A 15872-nucleotide genomic window follows, 5' to 3' on the forward strand; every position below is an offset into this window, starting at 1 on the left:
CCCCCCGCCCCGCGTCCCCGTCACCGCTCCGCCTCCGGCGAGCCCCCGCGGCCGCGTGCCGCGGCCGTGGCCGGCAGCGTCAGCCGGACCTCGAAGCCGCCCTCGGAGCGCGGGCCGGCCGCGACCGACCCGCCGTAGAGCTTGGCCCGTTCGCGCATACCGATCAAGCCGTGTCCGCCGCGCGCCGGCACTCTGGCCGGATCCGCACCCTCGCCGTCGTCGGTGACCCGCACGGTCAGCTCATGGGGGCCGTACCGGAGTTCCACGCGCGCGCGAGCGGGTCCTGCGTGCTTGAGGGCGTTGGTGAGCGCCTCCTGGACGACGCGGTAGGCGCACAGTTCGACGCCGGGCGGCAGCGGGCGGGGGGCGCCCTCGACGGCGAGGTCCACGGGCAGGCCACCGGCCCGGATCCGGCCGACGAGTTCGCCGAGCCGGGCCAGGGTGGGCATGGGCGCGCGCTCGGGGGCCTCGGGGTCCTCCTCGCGCAGCACCTGGAGCATGCGGCGCAGCTCCTCCAGGCCCTCGGCGCTGGTGTCCGCGATGGTGCCGAGCGCGCCGCGCGCCGTGCCGGGGTCGGAGGCGAAGACGAACCGGGCGAGTCCGGCCTGCACGGAGATCACCGACATGTGGTGGGCGACCACGTCGTGCAGTTCGCGCGCGATGCGCCCGCGTTCCTCGGCGACCGCGCGCCGGGCCCGTTCGGCCTGCTCGGCGCGCAGGCGCCGGGTGAGTTCGGCGCTGCGGCGGGCCAGCTGCCCGAACCAGACGAGCACCGAGCAGTACAGCAGCGCCTGGCCGAGGACGGACGCCATGGAAGGGGTGCGGCTGACCACACCGGCGTAGACGGGCGGCCAGGCAGCAGGCCGCGGCGAGGGCGGTGCACAGCGAGCGGGCGGCGGCCACGGTGTACAGGGCGAGCAGGGGGCCGAACGTGCACACCACCGGCCAGTAGCCGAGGCTGACGTAGCCGACGGCGGCGGCCAGGACGGCGGCGAAGACGGCGCGGGGGTACCGGCCGCGCAGGGCGACCGGGAGGTGGGCGAGGGCGACCAGGACAGCGGCACGGGCGTCGAGTTCCGGCCAACCCTGGGAGCGGGACTCCCGCCCGAGCAGGAGGGCCACCACGCACATGGCCACCGCGATCAATGGGTCCACGACAATCGGGCGGGGGGTCCTCGGTCGCATCGCCGCAGGGTAGCCCGCACGGCCGGGCACCGGAGTCAACCAACGGCCGTACCGCGGAAGTTGCAGCGTGCGGACGGCACCCATCCATGGTCGTAGAGCGGTTCGGTCCATGGACGGAGGCGGTGCGCTACGCGCGGCCGTAGCGTCGGGGCGGGGGATACGGCGGTGGCCCGCGTCCCCGGGGGAGGCGCGGGCCACCGGTCGTACCGTGTGCGCTACTTGGCGAGTGTGAAGTGCAGGATGCCCTTCAGGAACGGGATCTGCAGCCAGGGGTTCGGCTGGGCCGTCATCGCCAGCAGGGTGATCGTCAGCCCGAGGACTCCGTAGGTGGCGATGTCCGTGAAGCGGGAGCGGACGGCGAGCATGCCGACGCCGGGCAGTATCCAGCGTATGACCGCCCCGGCCAGCAGGGCCGCGCCGATCAGCAGGGTGCCGTAGCGGAAGACGCCGAGCGCGGTCAGCAGCAGGCCGAGCGCGACCGTCGACAGCACGGCGAGCAGGGGCCACTGCCGGGCGGGTGCCGGGGCGTCACCGGGCGCCGCCCGGCCGCCGCCCTCGGGCCGTGCGGTGTCCCGGGTGATCCTCGGGAAGCGGCGGGTGGGCCGCCGGCGCTCCCCCGCGTGCTCGGAATCGCGGGTGAGGGCCCCCGCGCGGGCGCCCTCAGCCGACACTGCGCTCCGCCGCCTCGACCACGTTGACCAGCAGCTGCGCCCGGGTCATCGGGCCCACACCGCCGGGGTTCGGGGAGATCCAGCCGGCCACCTCGGCCACGGCCGGGTCGACGTCGCCGACGATCTTGCCCTCGGCGCTGCGGGAGACACCGACGTCCAGGACGGCCGCGCCCGGCTTCACGTCCTCCGGACGGACCAGGTGGGCCGAGCCGGCCGCCGCGATGATGATGTCGGCCCGCTTCAGGTGGGCGGAGAGGTCACGGGTGCCGGTGTGGCACTGGGTGACGGTGGCGTTCTCGCTGCGCCGGGTGAGCAGCAGCGGCATCGGGCGGCCGATGGTGACACCGCGGCCGACGACGACGACCTCGGCGCCCTTGATCTCCACGCCGTGGGCGCGCAGCAGGGTGATGATGCCGTTGGGGGTGCAGGGCAGCGGGGCCGGCTCGTTCAGGACCAGGCGGCCGAGGTTCATCGGGTGCAGGCCGTCGGCGTCCTTGTCCGGGTCCATCAGCTCCAGGACGCGGTTCTCGTCGATGCCCCTGGGCAGCGGCAGCTGGACGATGTAGCCGGTGCAGGCCGGGTCCTCGTTCAGCTCGCGGACGACGGCCTCGATCTCCTCCTGGGTGGCCGTGGCCGGCAGCTCCCGCTGGATGGAGGCGATGCCCACCTGGGCGCAGTCGCGGTGCTTGCCCGCGACGTACTTCTGGCTGCCGGGGTCGTCCCCGACCAGGATCGTGCCGAGGCCGGGCGTGACGCCCTTCTCCTTCAGCGCCGCCACGCGGGCGGTCAGATCGGACTTGATCGCGGCTGCGGTGGCCTTGCCATCGAGAATCTGGGCGGTCATGGTCCCATCCTCGCGGATGACCCGGCCCCGGTTCCAATCCGGGTGTCACAGCATGATCAGTGATGTTGCACTTGCACAACACCTGACGTATCCGGCTGGACAAGTAAGAGCCGTCTAAAGAACGATGAGCACACAGTGCCGCGGGCAGTGCCGGGGGGACGGACCGCATCTGTAGAACTCTCCTCCGAACCGTGCCGCGCGTCGTCCCCGCACTTAAGCAACGCAACGGAGGAAATCCGCCATGAGCTTTGGCGACCCGAACAACCCTTACGGCCCGCCGCAGCAGCAGGCTGCCGCTCCCCAGTACGGCTATCCCCAGCAGACCCCGCCGGGTGCGCCTCCGCAGGTTCCGGGGTATCCCCAGCAGCCGGCGTACCCCGGTTACCCGGCCGCCAACGCGCTGCCCCAGACGATGCCCGGTCTGGTGACCACCGCGCGGGTCCTGCTCTACATCGTGGCGGGCGCGCAGGTCCTCATCGGGATATTCGCCCTGCTCGGCGCCGCGACGCTCAACGACGCGTCCAACGCGAGCGAGGACACCTTCGGCAGCAACGGCTTCGCCGACATCGGGCATGACGGCGCCGGCATCGTCGCCGTCATCGCGCTGCTCTTCCTCGGCCTCTCCGCCCTGTCGATCACCTTGGGCGTGAAGTTCTCCAAGGGCGGTCAGGGCGTACGGGTCACCACCATGGTCTACGGCCTCCTGGGTGCCCTCTTCGGCGTCCTGATCCTCATCGGCGCGGCCAACGCCGGCTCCAGCGCCGCGCTGGTGTGGTCCCTGCTGTGGATCGGCTTCGGCGGTGTGATGGCGGCGGCGATGATCGCCCCGTCCGGTTCGGCCTGGTTCAACCGACCCCGGTACTGAGGCGTCAGGACTCCGAACACTTCAGGGCAGGGTCCCGTCCGGACGGACGGGACCCTGCCCTGCGCCTTTTCCTGGGCCGGCGACCGCGCTCACCGGCCCAGGAAGACGATGACGGCCAGAAACCCGGTCCGGGTAAGTCGCCCAGGGCTGACACGACAAGGCTGCAAGCGCCATTTCCGCAAAGAAGTGAATTTCCGCACGCCGCGAAAGCCGCGCATCGAGGATGCACGGCTTTTTTTGCACTCTTCCTCACCCATCCAACCATCCGCTCGGCCGGAATGCTTAATTCCACTACTGGCCACTCCCTCTCCCCCCTCAAGATCGCTTGCGCTACGAGGTGCGATGCGTGTACCTATGTCCCCGACACGGCATGCGACCGCTCACGGGGCATGCATGTGTACGCGGCTCCCCGACCAGGAGCCGCCGAGCCATACTCGGGGAAAGTTCATGAGAAATAAGAAAATGAGTACTCACTCGTACTCCATACGCGCAGCAGCATTTCTCGGCACTGCGCTCCTTTCGGCAACGACAGCGATCGGCATGTTCGCTTCGGCTCCGGCGCACGCGGACGAAGCACATGTGGATGATCCGGGGATAGCCTCCGTCAAGGATGCAACCTCATCGCACGTCTACCGATTCGACACGGTGACCCCGTCGGGCGGGAAGCTGGTGCCCGCGAAGGCGCCGCAGGGGACAGGCATCACGAGCGATGTGCTGGTCACCGACGAGAACGGCAAGGTCGTGGGCGCCTACGACTCGCCGGTGGCCTGGGATGCCACCAACCAGCCGGTCTCCGCGAGCTATCGCATCGAGGGTTCCACCCTCGTCGAAACAGTGGACTTCACGACCGAGACCAAATTTCCGGTGAGTTTCGCGCGTCCGCTGTATTCAGCCTACATGGACCCGCAGGCGGCCGACGGTGACGATGTCATCGTTGCAGCCTCATCCGGCAAGGTAACGGTTCCTTCCAACTACGTGTACAAGCCGAGCATGGGCACCTTGCACGACTACTGCACCAGTGCGCCCGAATTCTGGTCGGATGCAGATTTCCGCGGACCGTGCGCCCGGCATGACATGTGTTACGCAAAGCCCGGCGACCATAAAAAGTCGTGCGACGCCGCCTTTTTCAAGAACCTCTACCAGAACTGCAGGTACGCCTTCGGTTCCTTCAACCCCCTCCGTTACGAATGCTTCACTGTGTCCGCCACTTACTACGATGTGGTGATAGCCGCCGGACATGACCATTAGGCGTTACGCCTGAGACCTGGTTCCGGCAGGCGGAGCTCACTGGTCCAGATAGGCCAGCACCGCCAGGACCCGGCGGTTGTCGGCGTCGCCGGGGAGGAGGCCGAGCTTGGTGAAGATGTTGCTGATGTGCTTGGCGACGGCCTTCTCGGTGACGAACAGGGCCTGCGCGATGCCGGCGTTGGAGCGGCCCTGGGCGACGAGTTCCAGGACCTCCCGCTCGCGGCCGGAGAGGCTGCCGACGGACTCGTCGCGCTCCTTGCGGGTCAGCAGCTGGGAGATGACGTCGGGGTCCATCGCGGTGCCGCCCGCGGCCACCCGCTCGATGGAGTCGAGGAACTGGGCGCCGTTGGTGACGCGGTCCTTGAGCATGTAGCCGACGCCCCGGCCGCCGCTGGTGAGCAGCTCACGGGCGTAGAGGGGTTCGACGTACTGGGAGAGCAGCAGCACCGGGAGGTCGGGGTTGCGCTTGCGGGCGGCCAGGACGGCGCGCAGGCCCTCGTCGGTGAAGTTCGGCGGGAGCCGGACGTCGACGACCGCGACGTCCGGCTCTTCCCGGCTCAGCGCATCGAGCAGATCGGTGCCGTTGTCCACGGCGGCCACCACGTCGTGGCCGTAGGCCGCGAGCAGGCGGATCAGCCCCTCCCTCAGGAGGAAGTGGTCTTCGGCGAGGACAATACGCACGGGATCTCCATCGTCACCATCGTCGGCCCGTTGACCGGACTGCTCACGGCCAGCACACCGTCGAAGGTGGCGAGCCGCCGCTCGATGCCCCGCAGGCCGGTGCCGCGCGAGGCGTCGGCACCGCCGTGGCCGTCGTCGGTCACGGTGATGTGGAGCATGCCGCGATCGTAACGAAGGTCGATCCAGGCCCGGTCGGCGCCCGCGTGCTTCGCGACATTGGTGAGGATCTCGGAGATGGCGAAGTAGGCGGCGGACTCCACGGGCATCTCGGGGCGGCCCGGCAGATCGACCTGGACCTCGGTGCGCACCGGGCAGGTCATGGCCAACGCCCGTACGGCGTCGGCGAGTCCGCGGTCGGCGAGGACCGGCGGGTGGATGCCGCGGACCAGGTTGCGCAGTTCCTCCAGCGCCGCCGAGGACGACTGCCGGGCCTCGATCAGCAGGGCCCGCACGGCCTCGGGGTTGGTCTCCAGCAGGTGCTCGGCCGCGTCCAGGGTCATGCCCATGGCCACGAGCCGGGCCTGGGCGCCGTCGTGCAGATCGCGCTCGATCCGGCGGATCTCGGCCATCTGCGTGTCCACCGCGTCGGAGCGGGTGGCGGCCAGGTGCTGGATCCGGCTGGCCATCATCTCGCTCTCGCTCGGCGCCAGCATCGCCCTGGTGTACAGGGCGTGCCTGCGGACCGCGCGCGGGGCCGCCCACAGGGCCAGCGGCAGCTGGAGCAGGCCGAGGAGGCCGGCGAGGATCGCGGTGGCCTGGCCCTCGATCGGGATGAACTGGTACCACAGGCCGTCCCACTCGGTGGACAGCGGAACCCCGAAGAAGGCGAGGAAGACGCCCCAGACACCGCTGAGGATCAGCGCGAGCGGGAAGAAGGCGAGGAATCCGCCGGCGATCGGGTCGGTGAGCACCCAGACGTACTCGCGCCGGGTCTGCGGGTCGCTCATGATCCAGCGGTAGCGGGCGACGGCACCGGAGGCGCCGGCGGGTGCGGGCGGCAGCGGTCCGGGCGGGCCGGGGATCTCCACGCCCGCCCAGCGCCGGGAGAGTCCGCGCTGCTCGGCGGCCAGGTTGCGGACGCCCTCCATGGCGCGCGGCACCATGCCGAGGCCCGGACCGACCAGGGTGATCGCGGCGGACACAGCGAGCGAACGGCCAAAGGCCGCCATCGACATCCAGCACAGCGTCACCGCCCGGCGCAGGCCCGTCAGTCCGGCGGACACCGAGAATCCCCTGATCGCCTGCGGCGGGCGGATCCCGCCGAGCTGCATCGTGCGGTCGTCCATACGACTCGCTCCTTCCTGGCCTTGCTCCGCCGTGCGCGGTGCCGTACGTCTGTCGCGGGCCGAAACGCCCGCCCCTCATTGTGGTGGCCGCAGGGCGGGGAAATCGGTGGTAAAAACCCCCCTCTTGACCTCTCGGTTCAGGGGCCGACGAACAGCGAGAGCGTGTCGGCCACACAGACGGGCCGGGGCTCCCCCTCGACCTCCACCGTCATGCGGACGGCGGCCAGATGACCGGAGGGGGTCTGGCGCACGCCGCTGAGCTTCGCCCCGCCGCGCACCCGGGAGCCGACCGGGACCGGGCGCGGGAAACGCACCTTGTCCAGGCCGAAGTTGACGCCCATGTCGACCTTCTCGATGTCGAAGATGGCGCGCATCATGGCGGGCAGCAGGGCGAGGGTCATATAGCCGTGCATGATGGTGCCGCCGAACGGCCCGGTCGCCGCGCGCTCCGGGTCCGTGTGGATCCACTGCACGTCGCCGGTCGCCCCCGCGAACTGGTCCACCTGCTCCTGGGTCACCCGCAACCACGGACTGTGGCCGAGGTGTTCGCCGGCGGCGGCGGAGAACTCGTCCAGACTGGCGAAAGATCTCATGGCGTCGATTCTGTGCGGCTGCCGAAGGGCCGGACAAGGCGGTCGCCCGGCGCGCGGCCGTTCGGTCAGCGGGCCGTCATCCGTTCGTCAGCGCGCGCCGGGGCCTGGCCGGCTCCGGCGCGCACCAGGTCAGCCGTACCGCTTCAGCTCGTGGAAGAAGCCCGGCACGGTGTGCAGCTGGTCGGCGTCCCGCACGCGGTCGTAGACGTACTTGGCGACCGCCAGGTCGAGCACGCCGAGGCCGAACGGCGAGAAGACCACCGGACGGTCGGCCGGCGGGGTGATCGCGCCGGTCAGCACGTCGTACAGGGTGCCGGCGACGAAGTCGCGGTTCCCGGAGCGCTGTTCGGCCAGGTGCGGCGAGGTGCCCGCCTTCAGGCAGTGGTCGATGTCGTCGACCGCGTTCCACGCGGAGAGGATGACCTCCGGGGACAGGTCGCGCAGCGACACGTGCAGCACCAGCGGATGGTGCGCGAACCACCGCGGGTCGGTCACGTGCGGCTCGCCCGCGACGGTGGCGAAGACGACGAGGTCGCTGGCGCGGACCAGGTCCTCCGCCTTGTCGTGCACGGTGATCTCCGTGCCGTCGCCGGCCGCCCGGCGCAGATAGCCGGTGAAGCCCTCGGCGTGCTCGGCGGACAGGTCGTGCACGCCGATGGCGTCGAACGCGAACCCGGTGGCCGCCAGATAGGTGTGCAGGTACCGGGCGATCAGGCCGGTGCCGAAGAAGCCGACCCGGGTGGGCCGCGTGCCGCGCGCCCGGCTGATCCGGTCGGCGGCCAGGGCCGCCGAGGCGGCGGTGCGCGCGGCGCTGATGATGGAGGACTCCAGGCAGGCGAACGGGTACCCGTTCGCCGCGTCGTTGAGGACGAGGACGGCCGAGGCGCGCGGCAGTCCCCCGGCCACGTTCTCCGGGAAGCTGGAGATCCACTTGATGCCGTGCACGTCCACGTCACCGCCGACCGAGGCGGGCAGCGCGATGATCCGCGAGGACGGCCGGTCCGGGAAGCGCAGGAAGTACGAGTCGGGGTTGACCGTCAGCGCCTCGCCGTGCAGCCGGTAGGCGGCCTCGACGGTGGCGACGACCTCGTCCTCGGACCCGGTGAGCACCTGGTGCACCTGGGCACCGGGGATCACGGAGAAGGACGGGGCCCGGGACACCTGTGGGGTCATGGGAACACTGCTCCAGGAAGGTCGGGAGGGAAGGGTCAGCCGATGCGGGCCAGGCCCTTGGCGCGCTGCCGGGCCCGGCCGCGGGAGACCCGCAGCGGGTCCCAGCCCGCTTCGCGCGCGGGCAGCCGGGCCGGGTCGCCGAGGACCGCGCCGGACAGCACCTCGGGCAGCAGCGGGCGTCCCAGGATCCGGGAGACGGCGGCCATGCCGCCGGCGGCCACCCCGGCCATGCCGCTGCCGTGCCGGGTGTTCTGCCCGACCACGTACAGCCCCTCGACGTCGGTGCGGACATCGGGCCGCTGCCGGGACGTGCCCCAGGTGGCCATGCCGTACGGGGTTCCGCCGCTGGAGCGGATGTAGCGCTCGTGGGTGAGCGGGCTGGCCAGCTCGACATGGGTGACGCGGTCCCGGAAGGGGCCGATGACCTGCTCGGCGGTGTCCAGGATCAGCTCGGTGACCTCCCGCTTGCGGGCCAGGTAGGCGGGCCTGCGGCGGTACGGCTCGCCCGTGCGCGGGCCGCCGTCGACGCCCCAGAAGCCGTGCCCCGGCGGGAGGATCGTCATCAGCTGGAAGTTGCTGTGGCCCGGCGGGCACACGGCGGGGGCGCCCGCGTCCTTCACGGAGGCGAAGGAGAAGGCGAGCTGCCGGATGCGGGCCAGGGTGCCGGTGCGGGCGTACTCGTCGAGCATCTCGGCGTGCGCGCCCTCCATGTCGTCGCTGCCGTGCCACCAGATGTTGGCGTTGGGCAGGCCCGGCAGCTCGGTGTCCAGGGCGACGTACACCGCGACCACGGCGTCGCGCATGGTGGCCGCGCGGGTCCGGGCGACCAGGTCGGCCGGGAAGGCCGCCTCGCCGCCGCACAGGTCGAGGACGGTGCTGCGGTAGTCGGCGTTGGAGACGACCAGCGGGGCGCCGATCCGGGTGCCGTCGGCGAGTTCGACGCCGGTGGCGCGGCCCCGCTCGACCAGGATGCGGCGCACCTCGCAGCGGGTGCGCAGCTCGCCGCCGTACGCCTCCAGGGCCTCCACGAAGGCGGCCACCAGGGCCTGGCCGCCGCCCTCGGGGTAGTAGGCGCCGCGCAGGTAGTGGTCCAGCATCGTGACGTGCTCGGCGAAGCCGACGTCGGCGGGCAGGGCGCCGTAGTTGCCGGCCTGCGCGGCGAGCAGGGTGCGGCCCCTGGCGGAGAGGCCGCTGTGGTCCAGGGCCTGGCCGAGGGTGCGCCGGTTCCACCGCATGGTCTGCGGCGACCGGCGGAACAGCTCCACCATCGGGGTGCCGAGCATGCTGGCCCGGCCGGCCTCGGCGACGCCCGTGGCGAGGTCGAGGAACCGGTCGGCCGCGTCGGCCTCGGCGGGCAGCGCGGCGCGCACCCGGGCGCGGTAGCGGTCCCAGCCGGCCGGTACGTCGAGCCGGGCGGTCGGGGTGATGATCCGGTCGAAGCCGCCCTCGTTGTCCAGCGGCCGGAACGGCACCCGGTCGGCCACGCCGAGCCCGGCGAGCACGGCGGGCAGCAGTCCGCCCGGGCCGCAGTCGCCGATGTAGTGCGTGCCGACGTCGAACTCGTACTTGCGCCGGCGGCGGAAGACATGGGCGTTGCCGCCCGCCACGTCGTGCTGTTCGAGGACGAGGACCCGGCGGCCGTCGGCGGCCAGATAGCCGGCCGTCACCAGGCCGCCGACGCCGCTGCCGACCACGATCGCGTCGTAGTGCTCGCCCGCACCCACCATCTGGTCCCCCATCAGAAGACGCCGCCCCCGTGGATCTCCACGACCGAACCGGTGATGTACGCGGCCCGGTCCGACACCAGGAACGACACCAGGTCCGCGACCTCCTCGGCGCGGCCGAGCCGGCCGAGGGGCACGCCCTTCAGCTGCCGTTCGAGGGCGGCGGCCGGCATGCCGCCGACCATGTCGGTCTCGATCAGTCCGGGGGCGACGACGTTGGCGCGCACGCCCCGCGGGCCCAGCTCCTTGGCGAGGGACTTGGTGAAGCCGATGATCCCGGCCTTGGAGGCGGCGTAGTTGGCCTGCCCGGCGTTGCCGTAGACACCCGACACGGAGGACAGGTTGACGATCGTCCCGGCCCGGCGCTTGCTCATGGAGAACGCGGCGGCCCGGCACACGTGGTAGACGCCGTCCAGGTTGGTGCGCAGCACCCCGTCCCAGTCCTCCTGGCCCATCAGCACCAGCGGCCGGTCCCGGGTGATGCCCGCCGAGGTGACGACGGCGTCGACGGGGCCGAGTTCGCGTTCGGTGCGCGCGTACCAGGCGCGCACGTCCTCCGCGTCGGCGACGTCGCAGCGCACGGCGAGCACCCGGGTGCCGGACTCGGCGGCCTCCTTGGCGAGTTCCTCGGCGGCGTCCTCGTGGGAGCGGTAGCAGAACGACACGTCGTAGCCGTCCCGCGCGAGGCGGCGTACGACGGCCCGGCCGATGCCCCGGGAGCCGCCGCTGACCAGTGCGATCACGCGTCCTCCCCGAGCAGGCGGAGCACGGCGGCGGCCACGGCGCCGTCCCGGTCGACGGCGGTCACCAGCGCGGCCCGGCCGCGCGAGGCCGGGTCGGCGGCGGCGATGGCGAGCACCGCGCCGATCTGGAAGGAGGCGGCGGCGGCACTGGTGTCGCCGAGCAGCTCCATCGACGGCACCCGGCCGAGCGCCTCGGCCGGCACCAGCGCGGTGAGCGCCTCGTGCTCGGCGCGGCCCGCCGCGCCGGCCGCCGCGCAGGGGACGGCCGCCCAGACCTCGTCGGCGGTGACCCCGGCCCGGTCGAGGGCGCGGCGGGCGCAGGCGCCGACCGCGGCGTACGGGTCGTCGTCGATGTCGACGCGGGTCTCGATGCTCAGCACGGCGGCGAGCGCCGGGCGTTCGGCGGTGCCGGCGGGCTCCACGAGGAAGAGTCCGCAGCCCTCGCCGAGCAGCGGGGCGGCCTCGCCGGTCCCGGCGGCGGTCGCCTCGTACCAGGCGTGCGCGGCGGAGAACTCCTCGGCGGAGCCGGCCACGTACTTGGTGGCGCGGCCCTGGGCGAGCAGCCGGCGGGCGTAGTTCAGGGCGAGCAGTCCGCTGACCCGGCCGCCGGCGACGGTGGTGTTGGGGCCCTTCAGACCGTGCCGGATGGCGGTGGCGCCGGCGGCGTGGTTGAGGCTGCCGAACGGGATGCGGCCGGCGTCGACGTAGAACGGGCGCTCGTTGGTGTAGGACTGGCGCAGGAAGTCGGTGACGTTCTCCAGGCTGCCCATGGTGATGCCGAGGACGACGCCGGTGAGGTCGTCGGTGGCGACCGCGCGCTCGCCGTCGGCGTCCAGCAGCAGCCCGTCGGAGGCGACCAGGGCGAGCGCGGTGAGCCGGTCCATCTTGGCGGTGCCCCGCTTGCCGAGCAGCTCCTGGATGTCGAAGCCGGGCACGGTGCACACCTCGGGCGAGGGCAGGGTGCCGAGCGCGGCGTCCGCCTTCACCGCCGTCTTCGCCCCGGCGCGCACCCCGGCGGCGAACGCGTCCCGGCCGACGCCGTACGGCGACACCGCCGACCAGCCGGTGATGACGGGCGTGTCCGGAGGCAGCGCGGCCCGCGGGACGGCAGTTGCGATGCTCATGATCGGACTCTCTCCCCGTAGGTGCCAAGGATCAGCACGGCGTTGTTGCCGGCGAAGGCACTTGAGTTGTTCTGCACGATCCGTACGTCCGCCTCGACCGCCTCGTTGGGGACCACGTCGAGCGGGCAGTCCGGGTCGGTCTCACGGTGGTTGATGGTGGGCGGGATGAAGCCGTGCTCGATGGCGAGGCCGCAGGCGATCGCGCCGAGCGCGCTGGCCGCTCCCATCGAGTGGCCCAGCATCGACTTCACGGCGACCGTGCGCGGCGGCGCGTCCCCGTACACGTCGAGGATGGCCGCGGTCTCGGTGCTGTCGTTGGCCTTGGTGCCGGTGCCGTGCGCGGAGATGAAGTCGATCTCCCGCCGTTCGACGCCTGCGTCGTCCAGGGCGAGCCGGATGCCGCGGGCGATGCCGTCCCGGTTGGGGGCGGTGGGGTGGGCGGCGTCGCAGCTGAGGCCGTAGCCGAGGACCTCGGCGTAGATGCGCGCGCCGCGGGCCAGGGCCGATTCCAGGCTCTCCATGACGAGGATGCCGGCGCCCTCGCCGGTGAGGATGCCCTGGCGGTCCTTGTCGAAGGGGCGCACCACGTCGGGGCTGAGCGCGCCGAACCGCTTGAACAGGGCGAACGCCTTGCGGCAGACGGCGTCAGCGCCGCCGCACAGCGCCAGGTCGACCTCGCCGGAGCGGATGGCGTCCAGGCCGTAGCCGATCGAGTAGTTGCCGGCCGCGCACGCGGTGGTGACGGTGGTCGCCTCCACGTTCGGCATGCGCAGTTCGCGGGCGATGGCGGTGGAGAGCCGGCCGGCGTAGATCCGGCGGGCGACCACCGGGTCCATGCCCTCGGGGTCCCCGGCGGCCAGCTCCTGCTCCAGCAGGACGGCGATGTCGTGGGACTCGCCGTCGGTGGTGCCGACGGTGACGACGGCGGACCGGTCGGCGAGGTCGGCCTCGCTCAGCCCGGCGTCCTCGACGGCCATGCGGGCGGCGGCGACGGCGAACTGGCCGGCGCGGCCCACATGGTCGAGCGGCAGGTTGCGGATCCAGCGCTCCGGCTCGAAGTCGGGGACCTCGCAGGCGGTGTTCTGCCCGAAGCCCTCGGTGTCGAAGCGGGTGATCGGCCGGGCGCCGGACCGGCCGGCCCGCAGGCCGGCGGTGTACTCCTCGACTCCGGTGCCGATGCTGGAGATCACCCCGAAGCCGGTGACGACGACCCGCCGCCGCCCGGCCCGGCCGGTGGATTCCGTGGTGGTCATCGGGGTCACCAGCCGGCGGCCTCGGCGGCCACCTGGTAAGTGGCCTCCACGTTGACCATCTTCGGCAGATCGTTCATGTCGATGACGATGGAGTACTCCATCTCCAGCGCGCTGAGGACATCGATCAGCTTCAGGGAGTCGGCACCGAGTTCGTCGATGAAGAGCGCGGTGTCGGAAAGGCGCTCCGGATCCACGTCGATGTTCTCGGCGATGATCTCGCGGATACGGATGAGGCGCTCGGGAGCGGCCGTGGTCATGGCTCGGTCCTCCGTTTTCGGATTGCCGGTCGAAGAGACGGGAAAAAGCTGGGAGAGAAAGCCGGAAGAGCGATGGGGCTGCGCGGTGAAGGGGCAGCGATGCGGCTCGGTCAAAAACCTAGTCAGCGGCGATGACTGCCCGATGACGGCCAACTGACGGCCCACTGACGGCGTCAGCGGCCGCCCGCGTGGCGGAACCCGCGCACGCCGCCCCACACCGCGGCGGCCAGCAGGGCGGTGAGCGTCACGGCGGTGACCAGGCCGGGGTGCTGGGCGGGGAAGCCGCCGGCCGACGCCGCCCGCCCGGGGTCGTTGCCCCACAGCTGCCGGCACGTGGTGATGACCGAGGTGACGGGGTTCCATTCGGCGACCGGGCGCAGCCAGCCGGGCAGGCCGCCGACGGGGACGTAGGCGTTGGACAGGAAGCTGAGGACGACCAGCACCAGGGCGCCGGTGCCGTCGATGGCCTCGATGTTGCGCTGGGTGGTGCCGAGCAGGATGCCGACCCAGGTCATCACGTAGATGAAGGCGAGCAGCACGCCGAAGCCGGCGGCGGTGCGCAGCACGCCCTCGTGCGGGCGCCAGCCCACGCACAGGCCGACGAGGCTGACCGCGGTCAGGCTGGCCGCGCCGACGGCCAGGTCGGACAGGGTGCGCCCGAGGAGCACGGCGGACGGGGCGATCGGCAGCGAGCGGAACCGGTCGACCAGGCCGTGCCGCAGGTCGAGGGCGACGCCGATGGCGGTGGGGCCGACGCCGGTCAGCCCGACCTGGATGGCGATGCCGGCCATGATGAAGTCCTCGTAGGCCACGCCGCCGGGGATGTGCATGGACTCGCGGAACAGATAGCCGACGGCGATCAGCATCACCAGCGGGTTCATGGTGACCAGCACCAGGCGGCCCGGTGAGCGGCGCAGATGGGTCAGATGGCGGCCGGCCAGGGCGAGCGTGTCGCCGAGGTGGCCGCGCACGGGGCCGGTCCGCCCGGGGCGGGCGGCCGGCTGTCCGGCGGCGGTCGGGGTGGTGGCCGTGGCCGTCACTTGGTCTCCTCTTTCCGGCCCGTGCCCGTGAGGTCGAAGAAGACGTCGTCGAGCGTGGGCTTGCGCAGTTCGAAGTCGACGGTGGGCACGCCCTTGTCGCGCAGGGCCTGTGCGGCGCGCGCGAGGTCGTCCAGGCCGTCCGTGCCGAGCTGTACGGAGACCCGGCGCGCGGCCTCGTCGGCGACCGGCGGCGGGCCGCCGAGCACGGCCAGCGCGGCGACCGCGTCGGCGAGGTGTTCGGGGCCGGCCACGGTCACCTCCAGGCGGTCGGTGCCGACCTGCCGCTTGAGGCTGTCCGGGGTGCCCTCGGCGATGACCCGGCCGGCGTCGATCACCGCGACCCGGTCGGCGAGTTCGTCGGCCTCGGCCAGGTACTGGGTGGTGAGCAGGATGGTCACGCCGCCGGCGGCCAGGTCCCGCACCACGCCCCACAGGACGTTGCGGCTGGCCGGGTCGAGGCCGGTGGTGGGCTCGTCGAGGAACAGCACCTCGGGGTCGCCGATGACGCAGGTGGCCAGGTCGAGCCGGCGGCGCATACCGCCGGAGTAGGTGCCGGCGGGCCGGTCGGCGGCCTCGGTCAGCTCGAACCTCTCCAGCAGCTCGGCCGCCCGGCGGGCGGCACCGCGCCGCCCGAACCGGAGCAGCCGGGCCAGCAGGACGAGGTTCTCGCGGCCGGTGAGGAGTTCGTCGACGGCGGCGTACTGTCCGGCGAGGCCGATGCGCCGGCGCACCTCGCGGCCCTGGCGGACCACGTCGTACCCGGCGACCTCGGCCCGGCCGCCGGAGGGCTGCACCAGGGTGGCGAGGATGCGGACGGTGGTGGTCTTGCCCGCGCCGTTGGGGCCGAGGACCCCGAGGACGGTGCCGGCCGGCACCGCGAGGTCGATGCCGTGCAGTGCGGTGTGGGAGCGGTAGGTCTTGCTCAGCCCTTCGGCGAGGATCGCGGTGTCGGAGGCGGTCACGGGTCAGTCCGCCAGCCGCTGCAGGCTGAGCGGGCGCAGGTCGGTCCAGTTGCTCTCCACGTAGGCGACGGCGGCGGCGCGGTCGGTGGCGTCCAGGGCCACGCGCCAGCCGTCGGGCACGGCGGCGAAGGACGGCCACAGGGAGTGCTGCCCCTCGTCGTTGACGAGGACGAGGAAGGTGCCCTCTTCGTTGTCGAAGGGGTTGGCCATGGCGGGTCTCCAG

Annotated in this window: 16 protein-coding genes and 1 pseudogene; 2 read left to right on the plus strand and 15 right to left on the minus strand. The window is 72.3% G+C overall.

The genetic code is table 11. The features are described 5' to 3' along the window. Positions 1–20 precede the first annotated feature (20 nt). From ACF073_RS02795 to ACF073_RS02805, 3 genes and pseudogenes are all read right to left on the minus strand, one after another. Positions 21–1185: pseudogene (locus tag ACF073_RS02795) on the minus strand (sensor histidine kinase). 215 nt (positions 1186–1400) lie between these two features. After that, complete coding sequence (locus ACF073_RS02800; protein ID WP_392066244.1) at positions 1401–1856, minus strand: DUF3017 domain-containing protein; 456 nt, start codon at positions 1854–1856, stop codon at positions 1401–1403. Further along, positions 1846–2700, minus strand: a complete 855-nt coding sequence (locus ACF073_RS02805; RefSeq protein WP_392066246.1) for a bifunctional methylenetetrahydrofolate dehydrogenase/methenyltetrahydrofolate cyclohydrolase — start codon at positions 2698–2700, stop codon at positions 1846–1848. Before ACF073_RS02805 ends, ACF073_RS02800 begins: the two co-directional genes overlap by 11 nt. A 241-nt stretch (positions 2701–2941) precedes the next feature. On the opposite strand from ACF073_RS02805, the gene ACF073_RS02810 reads away from it, so the two are divergent. Continuing rightward, positions 2942–3565 carry a hypothetical protein gene (locus tag ACF073_RS02810; RefSeq protein WP_392066248.1) on the plus strand — a complete coding sequence of 208 codons (624 nt, stop codon included), beginning with the start codon at positions 2942–2944 and terminating at the stop codon, positions 3563–3565. 447 nt (positions 3566–4012) lie between these two features. Continuing rightward, positions 4013–4813, plus strand: coding sequence for a hypothetical protein (locus tag ACF073_RS02815; protein WP_392066250.1), 801 nt, complete (start codon positions 4013–4015; stop codon positions 4811–4813). 36 nt (positions 4814–4849) lie between these two features. On the opposite strand, the gene ACF073_RS02820 is transcribed toward ACF073_RS02815, so the two are convergent. The 12 genes from ACF073_RS02820 to ACF073_RS02875 form a co-directional block, all read right to left on the minus strand. Further along, complete coding sequence (locus ACF073_RS02820) at positions 4850–5494, minus strand: LuxR C-terminal-related transcriptional regulator (RefSeq protein WP_392066252.1); 645 nt, start codon at positions 5492–5494, stop codon at positions 4850–4852. Beyond that, entirely contained in the window at positions 5458–6780 is a 1323-nt protein-coding gene (locus tag ACF073_RS02825) for a histidine kinase (protein WP_392066253.1), read from the minus strand. Before ACF073_RS02825 ends, ACF073_RS02820 begins: the two co-directional genes overlap by 37 nt. A 137-nt stretch (positions 6781–6917) precedes the next feature. Further along, on the minus strand, positions 6918–7373 hold the full coding sequence (locus tag ACF073_RS02830; RefSeq protein ID WP_392066255.1) for a MaoC family dehydratase: 456 nt from the start codon (positions 7371–7373) through the stop codon (positions 6918–6920). 129 nt (positions 7374–7502) lie between these two features. After that, positions 7503–8546, minus strand: coding sequence for a 2,3-diaminopropionate biosynthesis protein SbnB (gene sbnB / locus ACF073_RS02835; RefSeq protein ID WP_392066257.1), 1044 nt, complete (start codon positions 8544–8546; stop codon positions 7503–7505). A gap of 35 nt (positions 8547–8581) precedes the next feature. Continuing rightward, entirely contained in the window at positions 8582–10285 is a 1704-nt protein-coding gene (locus tag ACF073_RS02840) for a phytoene desaturase family protein (protein ID WP_392066258.1), read from the minus strand. Beyond that, positions 10285–11013, minus strand: a complete 729-nt coding sequence (fabG, locus tag ACF073_RS02845) for a 3-oxoacyl-[acyl-carrier-protein] reductase (RefSeq protein WP_392066259.1) — start codon at positions 11011–11013, stop codon at positions 10285–10287. Before fabG ends, ACF073_RS02840 begins: the two co-directional genes overlap by 1 nt. Next, positions 11010–12137 (minus strand): beta-ketoacyl synthase N-terminal-like domain-containing protein, encoded by a 1128-nt coding sequence (locus ACF073_RS02850; RefSeq protein ID WP_392066261.1) that lies wholly within the window; start codon positions 12135–12137, stop codon positions 11010–11012. The genes fabG and ACF073_RS02850 overlap by 4 nt, the downstream gene beginning before the upstream one ends. Continuing rightward, positions 12134–13390: a beta-ketoacyl-[acyl-carrier-protein] synthase family protein gene (locus ACF073_RS02855; protein ID WP_392066263.1), complete on the minus strand. Its 1257-nt coding sequence runs from the start codon at positions 13388–13390 to the stop codon at positions 12134–12136. The genes ACF073_RS02850 and ACF073_RS02855 overlap by 4 nt, the downstream gene beginning before the upstream one ends. Before the next feature lie 5 nt (positions 13391–13395). Next, the gene (locus ACF073_RS02860) at positions 13396–13647 is read right to left on the minus strand and encodes an acyl carrier protein (protein WP_392066265.1); all 252 of its coding nucleotides are present in this window, start codon (positions 13645–13647) and stop codon (positions 13396–13398) included. 173 nt (positions 13648–13820) lie between these two features. Beyond that, positions 13821–14687 carry an ABC transporter permease gene (locus tag ACF073_RS02865; protein ID WP_392066267.1) on the minus strand — a complete coding sequence of 289 codons (867 nt, stop codon included), beginning with the start codon at positions 14685–14687 and terminating at the stop codon, positions 13821–13823. Beyond that, entirely contained in the window at positions 14684–15649 is a 966-nt protein-coding gene (locus ACF073_RS02870) for an ATP-binding cassette domain-containing protein (protein ID WP_392066269.1), read from the minus strand. Before ACF073_RS02870 ends, ACF073_RS02865 begins: the two co-directional genes overlap by 4 nt. Positions 15650–15652: 3 nt before the next feature. Beyond that, positions 15653–15859 carry an MbtH family protein gene (locus tag ACF073_RS02875; RefSeq protein WP_392066271.1) on the minus strand — a complete coding sequence of 69 codons (207 nt, stop codon included), beginning with the start codon at positions 15857–15859 and terminating at the stop codon, positions 15653–15655. Between the last annotated feature and the right edge of the window lie 13 nt (positions 15860–15872).

This window comes from Streptomyces sp. NPDC015171 (genome assembly GCF_043079545.1).
In the GTDB taxonomy this organism is placed as follows: Bacteria; Actinomycetota; Actinomycetes; order Streptomycetales; family Streptomycetaceae; genus Streptomyces.